Here is an 18,890-nt window from a genome sequence, read left to right on the forward strand (position 1 = left end):
CCGAATTGCTTGACGACCATAGAGCGTTGGAACCACCTGATCCCTTCCCGAACTCAGTAGTGAAACGACGCATCGCCGATGGTAGTGTGGGGTTTCCCCATGTGAGAGTAGGTCATCGTCAAGCTCCCATCCCCAAACCCCCATCCGCGTAAGCGGGTGGGGGTTTGGCTTTTTAGGCGAAGAAGTTCCTGAGCGATGGCTGGCGTATGTGGCGAGCAGAGCTTGCTGCCGAGGCGGGAGCAGGGCCCTGCTGGATGCCTGAGTCGCACACCTTTAGGTGGTTTCTTTGCTTTTGCATCGCAGCGACGATGTGTCTCGATTGCGCGCTTAGTACCGATAATGCCGGCATCTGCTGATGCCTCAAACTGAGCCCACAAAAAAGCCACCTATCGAGGTGGCTTTTTTATTCTCCGAAGAAGCGATCAGTCGCCCCGGTACTCGCAACCACTGGTGCAGGTTTCATGTACTCGAATGCGGGACAGCTCTGGTAGCAGCGGCTTGAGTTCCAGCCAGATCCACTTGGCAAGGTTCTCGCTGGTGGGGTTTTCCAGTCCGGGGATGTCGTTCAGGTAGTTGTGATCGAGGCGCTCGTAGATAGGTTTGAAGATCGCCTTGATCTCGGCGAAGTCGCGGATCCAACCGGTATGGGGATCAACCTCACCCTCGATGTAGATGGCCGCACGGAAAGAGTGGCCATGCAGACGGCCGCATTTGTGGCCCGCTGGCACATGCGGCAGGAGATGGGCAGACTCGAAGGTGAATTCTTTGAACAGTTCCAAGGTAAACGCTCTGCTGGATAGGCCGCGAAGCGGCGTGAAGCTCGTATCGCAGTTTACCAGTTAGAGCCTTTACTGCGCCTGCCGCAAGCGAGTCAGCTCGGTGTTGAGCCAATCGGCAGAAGGCTGCAATTGACCCCGGCAGTTCACCTGATAAGGCTCGCCACTCATGCTGCTCTCGGTCGCTGCGAGGGCGATAAAGTCCTCGGGCGAGTCGACTTTGCCCTTGTCTTCCAGATAGTCGAGCTTCTTCTGCAGGTGTTTGCGCGCATCTGCAGGCTGATGCTCGCTACCGTTGCGGATAAACAGACAGCCGCTGCTTTCGACAAAAGCCAGCAGAGCCTCAACTTCTCTTTTCCCCTCTTCATTGAGAGCGGCCTGACTGCTGCCGCAGACGAGCAGCGTGGAGAGGGCGAGAGTTCTGGTAAGGGACATTTATTGCTTCCTTGCAGTATGCGATCAGAGAGGTTGCAGGCGTTCGCCGAGGCGTCCGCTGTCGGCCAGTTCGAGGAACTCGTCGCCCAAACGCTGGCTTTCGTCCATGGCCTTGCGCCAATAGCGCTCGCGACCTGCATCGTCGCCCAAGTAGCGTTTGAAGTCGCTACGATCCGGCAGCTTGCCGTGGGGAAGTCCTGTCAGGTATTCGCGCGATGGTGCCAGCAGCAACACATCCTGCAGACGTTCGCTGTCGCCGCGTCGCCAGGGAAGGCTCTTGTCGAACCAGCCGGGGACGACCCTGTCGGTGAAGTGTGGATAGAGCACCACGCCTTCACTCTGATAGGGCAGGTCGAGGTGATAGTCGAGCAGGCCGCCGTCGCGATAGGCGCCTGGCTCCAGGCCAGGAATCTCGCGGATTGCCTCCATCACCATGGGGATCGAGCCGGAGGCGAGCAGGGCGTGACGCAGATTGCCTTCGGCCAGCGTGTGGAAGTGCGAGCGGAAGTCGTTCAACGCGGCGAGCGGCGGCGCGAGGCGCGCATCGTGCAGGATCACCCGGTCGAAGTGTCGGCCCAGGCGACTGCGGCTCAGCAGATTGTTGCCGATCACCGAGGATAGTCCCAGGCCTAGCTTGCCGCGATGGTCGTGCTGCAGCAGCCCGTGGCTGCGCACCACAACGATGTTCAGGCGATACAGCGGGTTGCTCAGCACCGCGGCATCCTGGTCTTCGAACAGATCGTCGAGCAGCTGCACGCAGCTACGGGAGACCTCGGCCATGCTCACGCCTTTGGCGAAGCGCTGGCTGGTATACAGATCGCCTAGGCGCTTGATACCGGCACAAGCATCGGGCAGGCAGGCGCTGGCGAAGCGCCAGGAGCCGATTGATGCACCGATCAGGGTTCGCTCGCGCGGCGCGCGTGGCAGCCAGTCGCCGAACAGGGCCAGGTCCAGGCCTTGAATGCCCAGGCCTTTGGGGCCGCCCGCAGCGCCCGGCAAGATACCGACGTCGGCTGGCTGCAAACCCTGCTCGCGGATACGCGCAAGCGCGCGCTTGCCGGCGCGCAGGCTGAGGGCGGGGGATTTGATCTGGATAGCGGTCATGCTCGGCTCCACACTGCAAGCCAGCGATTATAGTGGCCTAGCCTGGCAGGCCAAGCGGCTTCAGGACGTGAATGACGTGGCAGTTGTGAGCTACAGCCGACATCGGGACAATTCAGCTTCAATTAAGTCGGCTTGAGTATCTTGGGCACCGTAGACACAGGCACCCCCGAGGAGAACACCATGAACAAGCTGACCAGCCTCTTTGCCATCACCGCCCTGGCCGCCACCGCCGGTATCGCTCAGGCCCGCGACCTGGGTCCGGACGAGGCGCTGAAACTGCGTGATGCCGGCACCATCCAGAGCTTCGAGAAGCTCAACGCTGCGGCCCTGGCCAAGTACCCGGGCGGCAAGGTCGAGGATACCGAACTCGAGCAGGAACATGGCCGCTACGTCTATCAGGTCGAAGTGCGCGACGCTCAAGGCGTGCAATGGGATGTGGAACTGGACGCCGCCAACGGCCAAATCCTGAAAGAGCACCGGGATGACTGATGAAATTCGTTGCACGCTATAGCGGCATAATCGCCCTGATCCTGGCGGTGCTTGCGCTCGATGTGCAGGCCCGCGACCTGGACCAAGACGAGGCCCTGAAACTGCGCCGAGAAGGCGTGATTCAGCCGTTGGAAATGCTGATGGAGCCGGCCCTGGGGCGACACCCCGGGGCCGTGTTGCTGGAGGCGGAACTGGAAGAGGAAGACGATGTGCTGGTCTACGAGGTCGAGTTGCTGACCGCCGACGGCACCGTTCGCGAACTGGAACTGGATGCCCGTGACGGTCGCGTCCTCAAGGACGAAGTGGAGGACTGATGCGTCTGTTGCTGGTGGAAGACCATGTGCCCCTGGCCGACGAGCTGGTTGCCGGCCTGAGTCGCCAGGGTTATGCGGTGGATTGGTTGGCGGATGGCCGCGACGCGGTATACCAGGGCGCCAGCGAGCCTTACGACCTGATCATTCTCGACCTCGGTCTGCCCGGCAAACCTGGGCTTGAGGTGTTGCGCGAATGGCGTGCGGGTGGCCTGGCCACACCAGTGCTGATCCTCACCGCGCGCGGCTCCTGGGCCGAGCGCATCGACGGCCTCAAGGCCGGCGCCGACGACTACCTGACCAAACCCTTTCACCCCGAGGAGCTGGCCCTGCGCATCCAGGCGTTGCTGCGCCGTGCCCACGGCCTGGCCAACCAGCCACAGCTGGAGGCGGCCGGCCTGCAGCTGGACGAGAGTCGGCAGTGTGTATGTCGAGACGGCAAAGAGGTCGAGCTGACTTCCGCCGAGTTCCGTCTGCTGCGCTATTTCATGCTGCATCCGGGGCAGATCCTCTCCAAGAGCCAGCTGGCCGAGCACCTGTACGACGGAGAGACAGAGCGTGATTCCAACGTGCTGGAAGTCCACGTCAATCGCCTGCGCGGCAAGCTCGGCCGGGAGGTGATAGAGACCCGCCGTGGCCAGGGTTACCGCTATGCCGGGGTCAGCGCTTGAGGTCGATCCAGCGCCGCCTCAGCCTGGGCCTGGCCGGTGTGCTGGTCGCCGTGGGGCTGATCCTGGCGCAGAGCAGCCTGTGGCTGTTCGACCACAGCCTGCGCCGTTACCTGCAGGAAGACCTGAAGGACGAGACGCAGAGCCTGTTGATCGCCCTGGTGCGCGGTCAGAGCGGAGTCCAGCTGGACGAGCGCCGCCTCGATCCGACGTTCCAGCGGCCGTTTTCCGGGCACTACTTCCGTATCGATTTTGCCGGCGAGACCTGGCGCTCGCGCTCCCTGTGGGATCGCGACCTGCAGCAACCTCCAGCAGAGGGGCTGCAGGACGGCTTGGGCGATGGTCCGCATGGGCAGCGTTTGCTGGTGTTCCGGGCGGACTACCAGCGTTTCGGCCAGGCCTTCTCCATCAGCGTGGCCCAGGACTACACGCCAATCCTGCAGGGCTTCCGTCGCCTGCAGTGGTTCGGTCTGGGGCTGGGTGGTGCGGCGCTGTTGCTGATCCTGCTGGCCCAGCGCTATACGGTGCGCACGGCGTTGCGCCCGCTGGAACGGGTTCGCGGACAGATCGCCCAGCTGCAGCAGGGCCAGCGCAGCGAATTGGACACCCGCGTGCCGCAGGAGCTGGAGCCGCTGGTGGGGCAGGTCAACCACCTGCTGACCCACACGGAAGACACCCTCAGGCGTTCACGCAACGCGCTGGGCAACCTCGGCCATGCCCTGAAGACCCCCCTGGCCGTGCTGGTCAGCCTCAGCGAGCGGGAGGACCTGCGTGCCCAACCGGAACTGCAAGCCACCCTGCGCGAACAACTGGCGCAGATCCAGCAGCGCCTGGAGCGCGAGCTCGGCCGCGCGCGCCTGGCGGGCGAGGCCTTGCCTGGGGCGCACTTCGACTGTGCGGCGGAGCTGCCGGGACTGTTCTCCACCTTGGGCATGATCCACAGCCACGGACTCGAACTGGACTGGCAGGCCGAACCCGGCCTGTGTCTGCCCTGGGACCGCGAGGACCTGCTGGAGTTGCTCGGCAACCTGTTGGACAACGCCTGCAAGTGGGCGGATGCCCAGGTGCGCCTGAGCCTGGCGGAAGAGGCGGACGGTTATCGCCTGTGCATCGACGACGATGGCCCGGGTATCGCGGCGGAGCGGCGCGATGAAGTCATGGGCCGTGGTACTCGCCTTGACGAGCAGGTGGCCGGCCACGGCCTGGGCCTTGGCATAGTGCGCGACATAGTCGATGCCTGGGATGGCACTCTGCGCCTGGAAGACAGCCCGCTGGGCGGGCTGCGAGTGGATATACGGCTGCCGAAGCGGCGCTGATCACATGCCGTTGGTGAACGAGGGGTTGCTCAGGTCGATACTCGCGCGCACCGGCTTGAGCGCCTCGGCGTACTTGCCGAGGATGTCCAGGGCGTAGTCGGCACGCTTGCGGATGCGCAGGTCGTCCTCGTTGGCGGCTTCGCCCTCGTTCAGCACTGCTTCCACGTGACGCACGATCAGATGCTCGGGCAGGTAGCCGATGCGGCAGTTCTTGTAGCCTGAGGCGCGCAGCTCGCTGATCGGGTAGGCGCCGCCAATCCCCGAGGAGACGCCCACCAGCAGCGCCGGCTTGTGCGCCAGCTCGGCCTTGCTGGCATAGAGGAAGAAATTCTTCACCGCCGGGCAGGCCATGCCGTTCCATTCCGGGGCGATCACCACCAGCGCGTCGGCGGCAGCCAGCTGTTGCTGGTATTCGGCCCAGGGCCCCTTGTCGTCGGCCGGCCACAGCGGCAGGGCACGCTCGCCCAGATCGATCAGGCTGCTCTGCTCGGCGCTGGTCAGATCCAGGTCGATCAGGCGTTGGCGCAGGTAGCGAGCTACCTTGGCGGATTGGCTGCCGGTGCGGCTGGAGCCGGCGATCAGGGCGATATTGAGCATCTTCGGGACCTCTTGCGAATGATGGCGCAGGCTACCGGCCGCTCTGCAACGGGGCAAGTGAGCGAACGCCAGGATGGCTGGCGGATGGCGCCAAGCAAACGCCCGGCAAGGCCCGGCGTTGTCATGTGGGGCCGCTTCAGACGCGGAACTGATCCATCAAGCCCTGCTGGTGGTTGGCCAGGCTGTTGAGGGTCTGGCTGACCCGCGCCGACTCGTCGGCCTGGCCGGACAGCGCCTCGGTGACGTCGCGGATGCTCGCCACGTTGCGGTTCACTTCCTCGGCTACCGCGCTCTGCTCCTCGGCGGCGGAGGCGATCTGCAGGTTCATGTCGTTGATCACGGTGACCGCGTCGCCGATGCGGCGTAGCGAGTTGACCGCCTGCTCGACCAGCTCGACGCTGCCCTGGGCCTGCTTGTGGCTGCTGTGCATGGAGCCGACCACGTCGCGGGTGCCGTTCTGCAGGTTCTCGATCACCTGGCGGATTTCTTCCACCGAGTCCTGGGTGCGTTTGGCCAGGTTGCGCACCTCATCGGCGACCACGGCGAAGCCGCGTCCTGCCTCGCCAGCTCGGGCGGCTTCGATGGCGGCGTTGAGGGCGAGGAGGTTGGTCTGTTCGGCGATGGCGCGGATCACCTCCAGCACCGAGCCGATCTGTTCGCTGCTGCTCGCCAGGCTTTCCACTTCCTGCATGGCGGCGTTCAGCTCGTTGGCCAGTTGCTCGATGGACAGTGTGGTGCGGTCGATCACCGCCAGGCCCTCGCGGGCGGCGGCATCGGCGCCACGGGCGGCGTCGGCTGCCTGGGAGGCGTTGTTGGCCACGTCGTGGGCGGTGGCGCTCATCTCCTGGGAGGCGGTGGCCACCTGGTCCACTTCGCGGAACTGCTGCTGCATGCCGGCACTGGTCTGGCTAGCGATGGCGGCGGACTGGTCGGCGGTGCTGCGCGCGTCCTGCACCGAGCGTTTCACGTCGGCGATGATCGGCTGCAGCTTGTCGAGGAAGCGATTGAACCAGCCGGCCAGCTCGCCCAGCTCGTCTTGCCTGGCGTAGTCCAGGCGCTTGGTCAGGTCGCCTTCGCCGCTGGCGATGTTCTTCAGCATGCTGGCCACGCCGAGGATCGGGCGCGTGACGCCGAGGGCGGTCAGCCACATCAGGGCGATGCCGATGAGGATGGCGATGAGTGCCAGCACCACGGAGAAGGTGGTGTCACTGATGCGGCGCTCGTCCAGCTGCTTCTCAAGGGCCAGCGCCGGGCCGAGCAGGGTGGCTTTGGGCACCTCCAGCAGCACGCCCCAGGACTTGGCTTCGGGAATCGGCAACAGCGGCTCGAACACCCGCAGGTCGCCCTCCAGTTCGAGGAACTGGGCCTGGCCGCCGCTCAGCATCTGCGCGATCTGGCCGCCCTGGTTGGGGAAGGCGCTGGCCAGCGGCTTGCCCAGTTGGCCGGGGTCGCGGCTATGCCCGGCCAGCAGGCCGGCGGCGCTGATGATACTGACGTGGGCCTGGCCGTCGTACAGCTCGCTGCTGGCCTTCTGGCTGAGCTGCTGCAGGTTCTCCAGGCTAATGTCCAGGCCCATCACGCCGATCACCTTGCCGTCCTGTTCCAGCGGGAAGGCGATGCTGGTCATCAATACCTGCTTGCCGTCGACATCGTCGAAGTAGGGGTCGAGCACGCAGGCGCGCATGCTGTCGCGTGGGCAGGTGTACCAGCTGTTGTAGGGCATGCCGGTGGGGCCGGTGGAGGTGTCGCCCAGCTGCGCCTCGTCCATCGCCTCGGACTCCAGGGTGCCCGGCGTGCTCTGCGACCAGTAGAGGGAGAAGCGACCCTTGTCGTTGCCGCCAACCTCGGCGATGCCGGTGAACAGTTCGTCCTTGCCGTCCAGGCCGTTGGGTTCGAACACCAGGTACAGGCCGAGCAGATTGGGGTTGGCCTCCAGCGCCGAGCGCGCCTGGCGGGTCATGTCCTCACGCAGATCGAAGGCATCGAGGAAGCGCTTCTCGGCCTGCTCCTTGAGGAACAGCACCTGGCGCGAGAAGCCCTTGCCGTACTGGTAGGCGTCCATGAAGTAGCGCTGGATGCGGATGGCCTGCAGCTCGCCGCGGGCGGCCATGCGTAAGCGGGCGGACTCCTCCAGCATCTGGCTGCTGGAGTCTTTCACCAGCACGGCGCTGTGCGTGGATTGATACAGCGAGGCTCCCACCAGCATGGTCACGATGGCCAGCAGACAGAGGCCGGCGAGTAGGGTGATTTTCCACTGGATGGACAGGCGCGACAGCATGGAGGGGGTCCTTTCAAAAGTCAGACTTGCTGGTCATCTATCGGTATTTCCGTCAATAACTTGACCGGTGCCAGCCGATTTAATGAGCCACTTGAGCTTTTTCGGTGAAGCGTCTGAATGATAGGCAAGAACTGTGCTCAGCCCTCGGCTTCCGCGGATCGCCTGCGTTTTGACAGAGCCTGACCGATCGGGCAGAGTTCGCGCCCTTTCCCGGGCGCGGCGCGTGTCGGGCAGCCTCTTTATCGTAGTTGGAGCTACTCATGAACGCAGTCGTTGCCGCAGTCGGCATCATGCTGATCCTCAGCCTGTGCCGGGTGCACGTGGTGGTCGCACTCATCGTCGGTGCCCTGGCGGGTGGGTTGCTGGGAGGCCTTGGCATCGAGGGCTCGCTGGCCGCCTTCAACAAGGGCCTGGGGGCCGGCGCCACGGTGGCTCTCTCCTATGCATTGCTCGGTGCCTTCGCCGTGGCCATTGCCAAGTCCGGCCTGGCCCATGCGCTGGCCGACAGGGCCCTGGCCCTGGTCGGGCGCCAGGAAGAGCGGGGCGGTAGTGCCCTGAAGTGGCTGATGATCGGCCTGCTGCTGGTGGTGGCGGTGTCCTCGCAGAACATCCTGCCGATCCATATTGCCTTCATTCCGCTGTTGGTTCCGCCACTGCTCTATGTGCTGACCAAGCTGCAGATCGATCGCCGCCTCATCGCCTGTGTGATCACCTTCGGCCTGATCACCCCTTACATGTTCCTGCCGGTCGGCTTCGGCAACATCTTCCTCAATGACATCCTGTTGCCCAATGTGGTCAAGGGTGGGGTCGATGTCCAAGGCGTCAACGTCACCGAGGCCATGTTGATTCCCGCCATCGGCATGTTGGTGGGCCTGCTGATTGCCGTGTTCTTCAGCTACCGCAAGCGTCGTAGCTACGACCTGGAGAAAATCGTCGACACCGAGCAGGTCAGCATCGCCTACAACCGCAAGAGCTTGCTGGTGGCTGGCGTGGCGGTTGCGGTGGCCTTTGGCATGCAGCTGTGGCTGGACTCGATGATCATCGGCGCGCTGCTCGGCTTCGTGATCTTCTCGGTGTCCGGTGTGGTGCGCTGGCGGGAGGCCGACGACCTGTTCACCGAAGGCATGAAGATGATGGCCATGATCGGCTTCATCATGATCGCGGCCCAGGGCTTCGCCGAAGTGATGAGCGCCACCGGCCAGGTCAAGAGCCTGGTGGATGCATCCGCCTCGTGGATCGGCAATAGCAAGGCCATGGGCGCGCTGCTGATGCTGCTGGTTGGCCTGCTGGTGACCATGGGCATCGGCTCGTCCTTCTCGACCGTGCCAATCATCGCTGCCATCTTCGTGCCGCTGGGCGTACAGCTGGGCTTCAGCCCGCTGGCCATCGTCAGCATCATTGGCACCGCCGGCGCCCTGGGCGACGCAGGTTCGCCGGCCTCCGATTCGACGCTCGGGCCCACCTCGGGCCTCAATGTGGACGGCCAGCACAACCACATCTGGGACACCGTGGTGCCGACCTTCCTGCACTACAACCTGCCGCTGCTGGCGTTTGGCTGGATCGCGGCGATGGTGCTGTAATAACTGCAGACAGGACTTCAGGCTGAAACGGGGTTGCCGATAACACGGCAACCCCGTTTTGCTTTTTGCGGACCCGCTCAAAAGGAAGGGAACATGCGTCTTACCCTGAAAACCAAAGTGCTGCTGCTGGCTCTGGTGCCGGTCATCCTCTTCGCCCTGGTGCTGAGTGGCGCGGCGGCGAAGATTCTTACCGATCTGGCCGAGGACGAAGTCGCCCAGACCCGCGAGCGTCTGGTGGAGGAAAACCGCCAGGAGCTGAAGAACTACATGCAGATCGCCCTCGGTTCGGTACAGAGCCTTTACGACGGCGCTACCCAGGGCGACATGGCCAGCCGCGAGCAGGCCATCGTCATCCTGTCCAAGATCAAGTACGGCAAGGACGGCTACTTCTTCGGCCACGACTCCAGCGTGGTGCGCCTGTTCCGCGGTGACAGCCCGGTGGACGTGGGCAAGAACCTGTCCGACCGCAAGGACCCCAACGGCGTCTACGTCAATCGCGAGCTGGTGCGGGTGGCGAAGGACGGCTCCAACTACGTGGAATACAGCTCGCCGCTGCCCACCGACGAGAGCGTGCTGGTACCCAAGCTAGCGTACAGCTACTACCTGCCGAAGTGGGACCTGGCGTTGGGTACGGCGGTCAACCTGGACGGCGTCGCGGCCCAGGTGGCCGAGGTCGAGGCAGCCATCGACGAGCGCGTGAACACCATCCTCACCAGCATCCTGGTGATCGCCGCGATCATGCTGCTGGTGTTCGGCGTGGCCGGCCTGGCCCTGAGCAACGCCTTCCTGCGGCCGCTGCAGCTGATCAAGGAAAACCTGGACGATATCGCCGCCGGTGAGGGTGACCTGACCCGCCGTCTGCCGGTGGCCAGTGACGATGAGCTGGGCCAGCTGGCCGGCTCGTTCAACCGCTTCGTCGAGAAGATCCACGGTCTGGTGCGGCAGATCGCCGAGATGACCACCCAACTCACCGGCCTGGTCGGCGAGGTGGCGGCCCAGGCGCAGCGCTCCGAGCAGGCCATGGAGCGCCAGCGCCACGAGACCGACCAGGTGGCCACGGCGATCAACGAGATGTCCGCCGCCGCCCATGAGGTGGCCAAGAGCGCCCAGGGCGCCGCCGAGGCCGCGCAGCAGACCGACCACGAGGGCCAGGCCGCGAAGAAGGTGGTCGACGGCAGCATTACCCGCATCCACGCCCTGGTCGGCGACATCCGCGAGAGCGGCCAGTCGCTGGATAGCCTGCAGCAGGACGTGCAGTCCATCGTCAGCGTGCTGGGGGTGATCCGCTCCATCGCCGAGCAGACCAACCTGCTCGCGCTCAACGCGGCCATCGAGGCGGCCCGTGCCGGCGAGGCCGGGCGTGGCTTCGCCGTGGTGGCCGACGAAGTACGCGCGCTGGCCAGCCGCACGCAGCAGAGCACCCAGGAAATCCAGGGCATGATCGACCGCCTGCAGCAGGGTACCCAGGCCTCGGTCACCGCCATGCGTCGTTCCAGCGATGCCGGCGAGATCACCAGCGAGCAGGCCAACCAGGCCGGCTCCTCGCTGGATGCCATCGCCGGGCTGATCGGCACCATCAACGCGATGAACGCCCAGATCGCCAGCGCCGCCGAGGAGCAGACCGCAGTGGCCGAGGAGATCAACCGCAGCGTGCACCAGATCGCCGTGGCAGTGGACAGCGTGGCGGATGAGACCCGCCATGGCGCTGCCACTGCGCGCAGCCTGTCCGGCCTGGGCGAACGCCTGGGCAGCCTGGTGCGGCAGTTCCGCATCTGAGCCAGTGCTGTGAAAGAAGGCGCTACGGCGCCTTTTTTCATGGCCGCGCCAAGGCAAAAAGGCCGCACTTTGCCGTCGCGTTGGGGGACTAAGCAGGAACAGCCCTGTCAGGCGGTCGCCCAATGCCTTCATCCCGCGTCGAACACAAAGCCTTTCTCGCCCTGCTGGTGATCGTGACCCTGGCCTTCGGCTGGATCCTCCTGCCGTTCTATGGCGCGCTGTTCTGGGCCGTGGTGCTGGCCGTGCTGTTCGCCCCGTTGCAGCGCCGCCTGGCCCTGCGCATCGGCGGTCGCGGCAACCTGTCGGCGCTGATTACCCTGTGCGTGTGCCTGCTGGTGGCGATCCTGCCGGTGATCGTCATCACCCTGATGCTGGTGAACGAGGGGGCGGCGGTGTACGAGCGTATCGAGGCTGGCGAACTGGATGTCGGCGCCTTCGTCGCCCAGGGCAAGGACATGCTGCCGCAGGCCATCCAGCGCCAGCTCGACCGCCTCGGCATGGGTAATTTCGATGGCTTGCGCGACCGCGTCGCCCGTGGTGCGCTGGAGGGCAGTCAGTTCCTCGCGACCAAGGCGTTCGCCATTGGCCAGAACACCTTCGAGTTCGTGGTCGGCTTCTTCGTCATGCTCTACCTGCTGTACTTCTTCCTGCGTGACGGTCCGGAACTGGTGCGTACCGTGCGCAGCGCCGTGCCGCTGGCCGAGGGCCTCAAGCGCCGCCTGCAGATCAAGTTCACCCGGGTGGTGCGCGCCACGGTCAAGGGCAATATTGCCGTGGCGCTGGTGCAAGGCGCGCTGGGTGGATTGATCTTCTGGGTACTGGGCATCAGCAGCCCACTGTTGTGGGGAGTGCTGATGGCCTTCCTCTCGCTGTTGCCAGCGGTGGGCTGCGGGCTGGTCTGGGGGCCGGTGGCGCTGTACCTGCTGGCGCGTGGCGAGCTGTGGCAGGGCGTGACTCTGATCCTGTTCGGCGTGCTGGTGATCGGCCTGGTGGACAACCTGCTGCGGCCGATCCTGGTGGGCAAGGACACGCGCATGCCGGACTACCTGGTGCTGATCTCCACCCTGGGGGGGCTGACCCTGTTCGGTCTCAACGGCTTCGTTATCGGCCCGCTGATCGCCGCGCTGTTCATCGCCAGCTGGGATATCTACCACAGCGGCAGCCAGGCGCCCCGCCTGCCCTGAAATTCAGAAAGAATCAGCCCGGCAGCCTGCTTGGCCTCAAGGGCTCCGTGCTTGCCCTGAATCGCAGGCAGAAAAAACCCGGCGAGCGCCGGGTTTTTCATTGCTGCTGACCTCAGTGGGCCACGGCCACCAGGCCGGCGTGCTGCACCAGCTCCAGCAGCGGCTGCGGGTAGACGCCGAGGAAGAAGGCGAGCAGGGCGACGAACAGCAGCATGACGCCGCCGGCGCGCTGGCCCCAGTTGAACGGTGCGTCGTGGCGCTTGAGGTTCGGCTCCTGCAGGAACAGGGTGACCATCACCCGCAGGTAGTAGAACACGCCGATGGCGCTGCCCAGGATCAGCGCGCCGAGCAGCCACCACTGTTGCGATTGCACGCCGGCAGCGACCACGTAGAACTTGCCGATGAAGCCGGCGGTCAGCGGAATGCCGGCCAGCGACAGCATCATCACGGTGAGCACGGCGGTCAGGTACGGACGGCGCCAGAACAGGCCACGGTACTCGTACAGGGCGTCGGCGTCACGGCCACTGTAGGGCGTGGACATCAGGGTGATCACGCCGAACGCGCCCAGGCTGGTCAGTACGTAGGTGGCCAGGTACACGCCGATGGCTTCCTCGGCCAGGCCCTTGCTGGCGATCAAGGCGATCAGCAGGTAGCCGAAGTGGGCGATCGACGAGTAACCGAGCAGACGCTTGAGGTTGCTCTGCAGCAGCGCCAGCAGGTTACCGAACAGGATCGAGGCGATGGCCAGCACGGTGAGCAGCTCGTTCAGCCAGCCACCGGCGGCAACCGGAGAGATCTGGTACAGGCGCAGCAGCACGGCGAACACCGCCACCTTGCTGGCGGTGGCCAGGAAGGCGGCGACCGGTGCCGGGGCGCCCTCGTAGACGTCCGGAGTCCACAGGTGGAAGGGTACCAGCGACAGCTTGAAGGCCAGGCCGATCAGCATCATGCCGAAGCCGGCCTGGGCGATCAGGCTCGGCAGGCCGTCGGCGGCCAGCTTGGCGCCGATGCCGGCGAAGCTCAGGCTGCCGGATTCGGCGTAGAGCAGGGCCATGCCGAACAGCAGGAAGGCCGAACCGGCAGCGGACAGCACCATGTACTTGATGCCGGCTTCCAGCGAACGCTTGTTGAAGAAGGCGTAGGCGATCATGCCGTAGGTCGGCACCGACAGCAGTTCCAGGCCGATGAACAGCCCCGCCAGGTGCTGCGCGCTGACCAGCACCAGTCCGCCAGCGGCGGACAGCAGCATCAGCAGGTACAGCTCTTCGCGGTTGCCGGGGTAGCCCAGCTTGCCCGATTCACCGCCCAGGTAGGCGTGGATCAGGGTGGTGCAGGCCAGCGTGGCGGCCAGCACCAGCGCCATGTAGTAGCAGGCGAACTTGTCCACCAGCAGCAGTGGGGTGACCTGGATCGGCGTCACGCTCACGGCCGGGATCACCGATAGCAGGGCCAGGTTGAGGCCCAGCACGGAGAGGATGAAGGTCCAGGCGTGGTTGCGCTTCCAGGCGATGGCCAGCATCACCACCACGACGGTGGCGCTGGTGATCAGCAGCGGCAGTAGCGCGATGAAGTGTTGAGTCGTCAGTTCCATAGCGCTTGATTACCGGACCGAGGCGAGTTGAGTGAGGGCACCGCTGAACCACTGCTGCACGCCGTGCATGCTGGCGGCGGAGGTGTCGAGCACCGGTTGCGGGTAGACGCCGAGCAGGATCAGCAGCACCGCCAGACCCAGCACCATGTACAGCTCGCGAGCCTTCAAGGCCTGCAGCGGAGCTTCGGACTTGGCCGGGCCGAAGTAGGCGCGGTGGATCATCGCCAGCGAGTACACCGAGCCCAGTACCAGGCCGCAGGCGGCCAGCACCACGACCCATGGCGCGGCCGGGAAGCTGCCGATCAGGATCAGGAACTCGCCGACGAAGTTGCCGGTGCCCGGCAGGCCCAGCGCGGCGGCGGCGAAGAACAGGCTCACCGCTGGCAGCCACGGCAGGCGCGCCCAGATGCCGCCCATCTCGCGCATGTCGCGGGTGTGCAAGCGCTCGTAGAGCTGGCCGCAGAGGATGAACAGGGCGGCGGCGGATAGGCCGTGGGCCATCATCTGCACCACCGCGCCCTGCAGGGCGATCTGGCTGCCGGAGTAGATGGCGATCAGCACGAAGCCCATGTGCGAGACGCTGGAGTAGGCCACCAGGCGCTTGATGTCGGTCTGGGCGAACGACAGGAAGGCACCGTAGGCGATGGCGAACACACCGAGCCACATGGCGATCGGCGCGAACTCGGCCGAGGCGTTGGGGAACAGCGGCAGGGCGAAGCGCATCAGGCCGTAGGCGGCGGTCTTCAGCAGAATGCCGGCAAGGTCCACGGAGCCGGCGGTCGGCGCCTGGGCGTGAGCATCCGGCAGCCAGGAGTGCACCGGTACTACCGGGAACTTCACGGCGAAGGCGGCGAAGAAGCCGAGCATCAGCAGGTACTCGGTACCGGCCGGCAGGTCGGTCTTCAGCAGGTCGGCGTAGTTGAAGGTCAGCACGCCGGTGGCGTTGTAGTTGATCAGCACCAGGGCGAGGATCGCCACCAGCATGATCAGGCCGCTGGCCTGGGTGAAGATGAAGAACTTGGTGGCGGCGTTGATCCGCGAATGCCCCTTGCTGCCGCTATGACCCCAGAGCGCGATGAGGAAGTACATCGGCACCAGCATCATTTCCCAGAAGAAGAAGAACAGGAACAGGTCGATGGCGAGGAACACGCCGACCACGCCGCCGAGGATCCACATCAGGTTGAGGTGGAAGAAGCCTACGCGGTTTTGGATCTCGTTCCACGAGCACAGCACGGACAGCACGCCGAGCAGGCCGGTGAGGCAGATCATCAGCACCGACAGGCCGTCGAGGCCGAGGTGGATGCTGATGCCGAGACGCTCGATCCACTGCACCTTGAACTCGGCAGCCCAGACCGGATCGGCACCGGGGGCCGGGGCCAGGCTGAAGTCGGCGGTGGCCCACAGCCACAGGCTGAGGCCGAACAGCAAGCCCATGGTCAGCAGGGCGATCCAGCGCGGCAGGGTGTTGCCGAGGCGATCGCCCTGCCAGCACAGCAGGCCGCCGATGAAGGGAATCAGGATTAGCCAGGGGAGAATCATCAGGCTGTTTTCCTTAACTCAGAAAAATGAGGACGGCGAGTACCAGCACGGCACCCCCGGCAATCGAAGTGGCGTACCAGCGCACCTGACCGGTCTGGGCGCGGGCCAGCAGACCGTTGCCACCACGGGCCAGACGCGGCACCAGGCCGATGCTCTGGTCGATCGGGTCACGGCCGAGCAGGCGGCAGATCAGCAGGTAGGGCTGCACGAAGACCTTGTCGTAGAGCCAGTCGAAGCCCCAGGCGGCGAACCACCAGGCCGACAGGAAGCGGCCCGGAGCGCTGGCGGCGACGGCGCTGACGAAGCGACGCTGACCGAGGAACAGCAGGGCGGCCAGGAGGATGCCGGCCAGGGCGATGGCGCCCGAGGCGATCTCCAGACCGTGCTTGGCCTCACCACCGGCATGGCCGATGCTCTGCGGCAGCACACCATGCAACGGCGGAGTGATCAGCGCGCCGACGAAGGTCGACAGCACGATCAGGGTGGCCAGCGGCAGGTTGTGGGCAATGCCGTGACCGGCATGGGCCTCGGTCTGCTGCTCGCCGTGGAAGGCGATGAAGATCAGGCGGAAGGTGTAGATCGAGGTCAGGAAGGCACCGGCCAGGCCTGCGTAGAGCAGCTCGCTGTGGCCGCTGGCGAAGGCTTCCCAGAGGATCTCGTCCTTGGAGTAGAAGCCGGCGGTGACCAGCGGCAGCGCTGCCAGGGCCGCGCCACCGACGATGAAGCTCGCATAGGCCAGCGGCAGCTTCTTCCACAGGCCGCCCATCTTGAAGATGTTCTGCTCGTGGTGGCAGGCGTGGATCACCGCACCGGAAGCGAGGAACAGCAGGGCCTTGAAGAAGGCGTGGGTCATCAGGTGGAAGATCGCCGCATCCCAGGCCTGTACGCCGAGGGCGAGGAACATGTAGCCGATCTGGCTCATGGTCGAGTAGGCGAGGATGCGCTTGATGTCGGTCTGTACCAGGGCGGCGAAACCGGCCAGTACCAGGGTCACGGCGCCGACGATGCCGACCAGCTCGAGAATCTCCGGGGTCAGCAGGAACAGGCCGTGGGTACGGGCGATCAGGTAGACGCCCGCGGTCACCATGGTAGCGGCGTGGATCAGCGCCGAGACCGGGGTCGGGCCCGCCATCGCGTCGGCCAGCCAGGTCTGCAGCGGCAGCTGGGCGGACTTGCCGACCGCACCGCCGAGCAGCATCAGGGTGGCGACCCACAGCCAAGTATCACCGGCCACGTACTTCTGCGGAGCCAGAACCATCAGCTCTTGGATGTTCAGGGTGCCGAGGTTGAGGAACAGCAGGAACAGGCCGATCATCAGGAACACGTCGCCGATACGGGTGACGATGAACGCCTTGAGCGCCGCGTTACCGTTGGGCACGTGCTTGTAGTAGAAGCCGATCAGCAGGTACGAGCACAGGCCCACGCCTTCCCAGCCGAAGAACAGCACCAGCAGGTTGTCGCCGAGAACCAGCAGCAACATGCTGAAGATGAACAGGTTGGTGTAGGCGAAGAAGCGCGAGTAGCCCTCTTCACCGCGCATGTACCAGCTGGCGAACAGGTGGATCAGGAAGCCGACACCGGTGACCACGCCGAGCATGGTGGCCGATAGGCCGTCCAGGTGCAGGGTGAAGCTCGGCGCGAGGCCCGCAACGTTCATCCACTGCCACAGCGTCTGGGTGTACACGCCGTTGGCCGGTTCGGCGGCGAGGAACTGGAATACGACCCAGGCGGCGCTTAGTGCGGCCAGGCCGACCGAACCGACGCCGATCAGGGCTGCGGTGTTTTCCGAGAGTCGCCCACGGGAGAAGGCCAGCAGGAACCAGCCGAGCAGCGGGAAAAGGAGGGTGAGGAATAGAAGGTTCATCCGCGCATCTCGCTGGCAGCGTCGACATCGAGGGTGTTGAAGCGGCGATACAGCTGCAGCAGGATCGCCAGGCCGATACTGGCCTCGGCGGCTGCCAGGGTGATCACCAGAATGAACATCACCTGGCCGTCGGCTTGTACCCAGCGACTGCCGGCGACGACGAAGGCGAGGGCGGTGGCGTTCATCATCACTTCCAGGCTCATCAGCACGAAGAGGATGTTACGGCGCACCATCAGGCCGATCAGGCCCAGGCTGAACAACACGGCGGCCAGGGCCAGGCCGTGCTCCAGAGGAACGGCATTCATACGGTCGGCTCCTTGGCTTCGTGGCGGCCCAGATGGTAGGCGGCGACCAGGGCAGCGAGCAGCAGCATGGAGGCCAGCTCAACTACCAGCAGGTAGGGGCCGAACAGGCTGATGCCGACAGCCTTGGCGTCTACGGTCTCGAGACCGATGGCGGCGCCGCTGGGGCTGGCGAACAGGGCATACAACAGCTGGCCCAGCAGCAGCAGGGAGAGAATGGCGGGTCCGGTCCAGATGCCGGGTTTCAGCCACTGTTTCTCCTGCTCGGCGGCAGCCGGGCCGAGGTTGAGCATCATCACCACGAAGACGAACAGGACCATGATGGCGCCGGCGTAGACGATGATCTCCAGGGCGCCGGCGAACGGCGCGCCGAGGGCGAAGAAGGTCGAGGCCACGGCCAGCAGCGAGACGATCAGGTTGAGCAGGGCATGCACCGGGTTGGTCCCGGTAATGACCATCACTGTAGAAGCCACGGCAACGCCCGCGGCGAGGTAGAAAGCAAATTCCATCATCCCCTCCTTAGGGCAGCAGGCCTTTGACGTTGATCGGCTCGGCCTCGTTCTGCGCGGCACCTTTCGGCTTGCCGGCGATGGCCATGCCGGCGACGCGGTAGAAGTTGTAGTCCGGGTTCTTGCCCGGACCGCTGATCAGCAGGTCTTCCTTCTCGTAGACCAGATCCTGGCGCTTGTACTCGCCCATCTCGAAATCCGGCGTCAGCTGGATCGCGGTGGTCGGACAGGCTTCCTCGCACAGGCCGCAGAAGATGCAGCGCGAGAAGTTGATGCGGAAGAACTCCGGATACCAGCGACCGTCTTCGGTCTCGGCCTTCTGCAGCGAGATGCAGCCGACCGGGCAGGCCACGGCGCACAGGTTGCAGGCTACGCAGCGTTCCTCGCCATCGGGGTCGCGGGTCAGCACGATGCGGCCGCGGTAGCGCGGCGGCAGGTACACCGGCTCTTCCGGGTATTGCAGGGTGTCACGCTTGCGGAAGCCATGGCCGAAGACCATGACCAGGCTGCGCAGCTGGGTCCAGGTGCCGTGCACCACATCCCATATGTACTTGAGCATTGCGTGTTTCTC

The 18,890-nt window shown here is 65.0% G+C and carries 18 protein-coding genes, 1 rRNA gene and 2 pseudogenes; 9 read left to right on the forward strand and 12 right to left on the reverse strand.

The window, feature by feature from the left end; genetic code table 11:
• Positions 1-8 precede the first annotated feature (8 nt).
• Positions 9-124, forward strand: a 5S ribosomal RNA gene (rrf, locus tag IB232_RS07950).
• A gap of 298 nt (positions 125-422) precedes the next feature.
• Here the strand turns inward: rrf and queD are convergent.
• The 3 genes from queD to IB232_RS07965 form a co-directional block, all read right to left on the reverse strand.
• Entirely contained in the window at positions 423-779 is a 357-nt protein-coding gene (gene queD / locus IB232_RS07955) for a 6-carboxytetrahydropterin synthase QueD (protein ID WP_081963315.1), read from the reverse strand.
• A gap of 69 nt (positions 780-848) precedes the next feature.
• A complete protein-coding gene (locus IB232_RS07960; RefSeq protein WP_192397995.1) occupies positions 849-1,211 on the reverse strand; it encodes a DUF5329 domain-containing protein in 363 nt (120 codons plus the stop codon).
• 24 nt (positions 1,212-1,235) lie between these two features.
• Complete coding sequence (locus IB232_RS07965; RefSeq protein WP_192397996.1) at positions 1,236-2,315, reverse strand: patatin-like phospholipase family protein; 1,080 nt, start codon at positions 2,313-2,315, stop codon at positions 1,236-1,238.
• Positions 2,316-2,495: 180 nt separating this feature from the next.
• Here IB232_RS07965 and IB232_RS07970 point away from each other — a divergent pair, with 180 nt between their 5' ends.
• Genes IB232_RS07970 through IB232_RS07985 form a run of 4 tightly spaced genes read left to right on the forward strand, consistent with a single transcriptional unit; the run spans position 2,496 to position 5,099 of the window.
• The gene (locus IB232_RS07970; RefSeq protein ID WP_192397997.1) at positions 2,496-2,804 is read left to right on the forward strand and encodes a PepSY domain-containing protein; all 309 of its coding nucleotides are present in this window, start codon (positions 2,496-2,498) and stop codon (positions 2,802-2,804) included.
• On the forward strand, positions 2,804-3,118 hold the full coding sequence (locus IB232_RS07975; RefSeq protein WP_192397998.1) for a PepSY domain-containing protein: 315 nt from the start codon (positions 2,804-2,806) through the stop codon (positions 3,116-3,118). The genes IB232_RS07970 and IB232_RS07975 overlap by 1 nt, the downstream gene beginning before the upstream one ends.
• Positions 3,118-3,786, forward strand: coding sequence for a response regulator transcription factor (locus IB232_RS07980; RefSeq protein ID WP_192397999.1), 669 nt, complete (start codon positions 3,118-3,120; stop codon positions 3,784-3,786). The genes IB232_RS07975 and IB232_RS07980 overlap by 1 nt, the downstream gene beginning before the upstream one ends.
• Positions 3,783-5,099: a sensor histidine kinase gene (locus tag IB232_RS07985; protein ID WP_192398000.1), complete on the forward strand. Its 1,317-nt coding sequence runs from the start codon at positions 3,783-3,785 to the stop codon at positions 5,097-5,099. The genes IB232_RS07980 and IB232_RS07985 overlap by 4 nt, the downstream gene beginning before the upstream one ends.
• Here IB232_RS07985 and IB232_RS07990 read toward each other — a convergent pair whose 3' ends face one another.
• The 3 genes and pseudogenes from IB232_RS07990 to IB232_RS23900 all read right to left on the reverse strand — a co-directional run.
• Entirely contained in the window at positions 5,100-5,696 is a 597-nt protein-coding gene (locus tag IB232_RS07990) for an NADPH-dependent FMN reductase (RefSeq protein WP_192398001.1), read from the reverse strand. It abuts the gene before it with no gap.
• A 136-nt stretch (positions 5,697-5,832) separates the two neighbouring features.
• A complete protein-coding gene (locus IB232_RS23895; RefSeq protein WP_412547724.1) occupies positions 5,833-6,588 on the reverse strand; it encodes a methyl-accepting chemotaxis protein in 756 nt (251 codons plus the stop codon).
• A 102-nt stretch (positions 6,589-6,690) separates the two neighbouring features.
• Positions 6,691-7,974, reverse strand: a pseudogene (locus tag IB232_RS23900) (HAMP domain-containing protein); the annotation flags it as partial.
• Between the two features lie 260 nt (positions 7,975-8,234).
• Between IB232_RS23900 and IB232_RS08000 the strand changes: the two are divergent.
• The 4 genes and pseudogenes from IB232_RS08000 (at position 8,235) to IB232_RS08010 (ending at position 12,514) form a co-directional block, all read left to right on the forward strand.
• Complete coding sequence (locus tag IB232_RS08000) at positions 8,235-9,554, forward strand: Na+/H+ antiporter family protein (protein ID WP_192398003.1); 1,320 nt, start codon at positions 8,235-8,237, stop codon at positions 9,552-9,554.
• Positions 9,555-9,647: 93 nt separating this feature from the next.
• A pseudogene (locus tag IB232_RS23905) lies at positions 9,648-10,472 on the forward strand (cache domain-containing protein); the annotation flags it as partial.
• A 102-nt stretch (positions 10,473-10,574) separates the two neighbouring features.
• A complete protein-coding gene (locus tag IB232_RS23910) occupies positions 10,575-11,330 on the forward strand; it encodes a methyl-accepting chemotaxis protein (protein WP_412547725.1) in 756 nt (251 codons plus the stop codon).
• Between the two features lie 122 nt (positions 11,331-11,452).
• Positions 11,453-12,514, forward strand: coding sequence for an AI-2E family transporter (locus IB232_RS08010; RefSeq protein WP_192398005.1), 1,062 nt, complete (start codon positions 11,453-11,455; stop codon positions 12,512-12,514).
• Positions 12,515-12,626: 112 nt separating this feature from the next.
• Here IB232_RS08010 and nuoN read toward each other — a convergent pair whose 3' ends face one another.
• Genes nuoN through nuoI form a run of 6 tightly spaced genes read right to left on the reverse strand, consistent with a single transcriptional unit; the run spans position 12,627 to position 18,878 of the window.
• Positions 12,627-14,105, reverse strand: a complete 1,479-nt coding sequence (gene nuoN, locus IB232_RS08015; protein WP_192398006.1) for an NADH-quinone oxidoreductase subunit NuoN — start codon at positions 14,103-14,105, stop codon at positions 12,627-12,629.
• Positions 14,106-14,114: 9 nt separating this feature from the next.
• Positions 14,115-15,644, reverse strand: coding sequence for an NADH-quinone oxidoreductase subunit M (gene nuoM / locus IB232_RS08020; RefSeq protein WP_192398007.1), 1,530 nt, complete (start codon positions 15,642-15,644; stop codon positions 14,115-14,117).
• Positions 15,645-15,657: 13 nt separating this feature from the next.
• Positions 15,658-17,508 (reverse strand): NADH-quinone oxidoreductase subunit L, encoded by a 1,851-nt coding sequence (gene nuoL / locus IB232_RS08025; protein ID WP_192398008.1) that lies wholly within the window; start codon positions 17,506-17,508, stop codon positions 15,658-15,660.
• Positions 17,505-17,813, reverse strand: coding sequence for an NADH-quinone oxidoreductase subunit NuoK (gene nuoK / locus IB232_RS08030; RefSeq protein ID WP_043311287.1), 309 nt, complete (start codon positions 17,811-17,813; stop codon positions 17,505-17,507). The genes nuoL and nuoK overlap by 4 nt, the downstream gene beginning before the upstream one ends.
• The gene (gene nuoJ, locus IB232_RS08035; RefSeq protein WP_043311288.1) at positions 17,810-18,319 is read right to left on the reverse strand and encodes an NADH-quinone oxidoreductase subunit J; all 510 of its coding nucleotides are present in this window, start codon (positions 18,317-18,319) and stop codon (positions 17,810-17,812) included. Before nuoJ ends, nuoK begins: the two co-directional genes overlap by 4 nt.
• Before the next feature lie 10 nt (positions 18,320-18,329).
• Positions 18,330-18,878 carry an NADH-quinone oxidoreductase subunit NuoI gene (gene nuoI / locus IB232_RS08040; protein WP_192398009.1) on the reverse strand — a complete coding sequence of 183 codons (549 nt, stop codon included), beginning with the start codon at positions 18,876-18,878 and terminating at the stop codon, positions 18,330-18,332.
• Positions 18,879-18,890: the final 12 nt, after the last annotated feature.

The organism is Pseudomonas sp. PDM15 (genome assembly GCF_014851565.1).
GTDB lineage: Bacteria > Pseudomonadota > Gammaproteobacteria > Pseudomonadales > Pseudomonadaceae > Aquipseudomonas.

Bases quoted from the DNA above. Each gene is read 5' to 3' on its own strand.
- IB232_RS23910 (WP_412547725.1), top strand. From the start codon at position 10,575: ATGGAGCGCCAGCGCCACGAGACCGACCAGGTGGCCACGGCGATCAAC.
- IB232_RS07990 (WP_192398001.1), bottom strand. From the start codon at position 5,696: ATGCTCAATATCGCCCTGATCGCCGGCTCCAGCCGCACCGGCAGCCAA.
- IB232_RS07975 (WP_192397998.1), top strand. From the start codon at position 2,804: ATGAAATTCGTTGCACGCTATAGCGGCATAATCGCCCTGATCCTGGCG.
- IB232_RS08010 (WP_192398005.1), top strand. From the start codon at position 11,453: ATGCCTTCATCCCGCGTCGAACACAAAGCCTTTCTCGCCCTGCTGGTG.
- IB232_RS07970 (WP_192397997.1), top strand. From the start codon at position 2,496: ATGAACAAGCTGACCAGCCTCTTTGCCATCACCGCCCTGGCCGCCACC.
- IB232_RS07960 (WP_192397995.1), bottom strand. From the start codon at position 1,211: ATGTCCCTTACCAGAACTCTCGCCCTCTCCACGCTGCTCGTCTGCGGC.
- nuoJ (WP_043311288.1), bottom strand. From the start codon at position 18,319: ATGGAATTTGCTTTCTACCTCGCCGCGGGCGTTGCCGTGGCTTCTACA.
- nuoN (WP_192398006.1), bottom strand. From the start codon at position 14,105: ATGGAACTGACGACTCAACACTTCATCGCGCTACTGCCGCTGCTGATC.
- IB232_RS08000 (WP_192398003.1), top strand. From the start codon at position 8,235: ATGAACGCAGTCGTTGCCGCAGTCGGCATCATGCTGATCCTCAGCCTG.
- IB232_RS23895 (WP_412547724.1), bottom strand. From the start codon at position 6,588: ATGCAGCAGCAGTTCCGCGAAGTGGACCAGGTGGCCACCGCCTCCCAG.
- nuoK (WP_043311287.1), bottom strand. From the start codon at position 17,813: ATGAATGCCGTTCCTCTGGAGCACGGCCTGGCCCTGGCCGCCGTGTTG.
- nuoL (WP_192398008.1), bottom strand. From the start codon at position 17,508: ATGAACCTTCTATTCCTCACCCTCCTTTTCCCGCTGCTCGGCTGGTTC.
- IB232_RS07965 (WP_192397996.1), bottom strand. From the start codon at position 2,315: ATGACCGCTATCCAGATCAAATCCCCCGCCCTCAGCCTGCGCGCCGGC.
- nuoI (WP_192398009.1), bottom strand. From the start codon at position 18,878: ATGCTCAAGTACATATGGGATGTGGTGCACGGCACCTGGACCCAGCTG.
- nuoM (WP_192398007.1), bottom strand. From the start codon at position 15,644: ATGATTCTCCCCTGGCTAATCCTGATTCCCTTCATCGGCGGCCTGCTG.
- IB232_RS07980 (WP_192397999.1), top strand. From the start codon at position 3,118: ATGCGTCTGTTGCTGGTGGAAGACCATGTGCCCCTGGCCGACGAGCTG.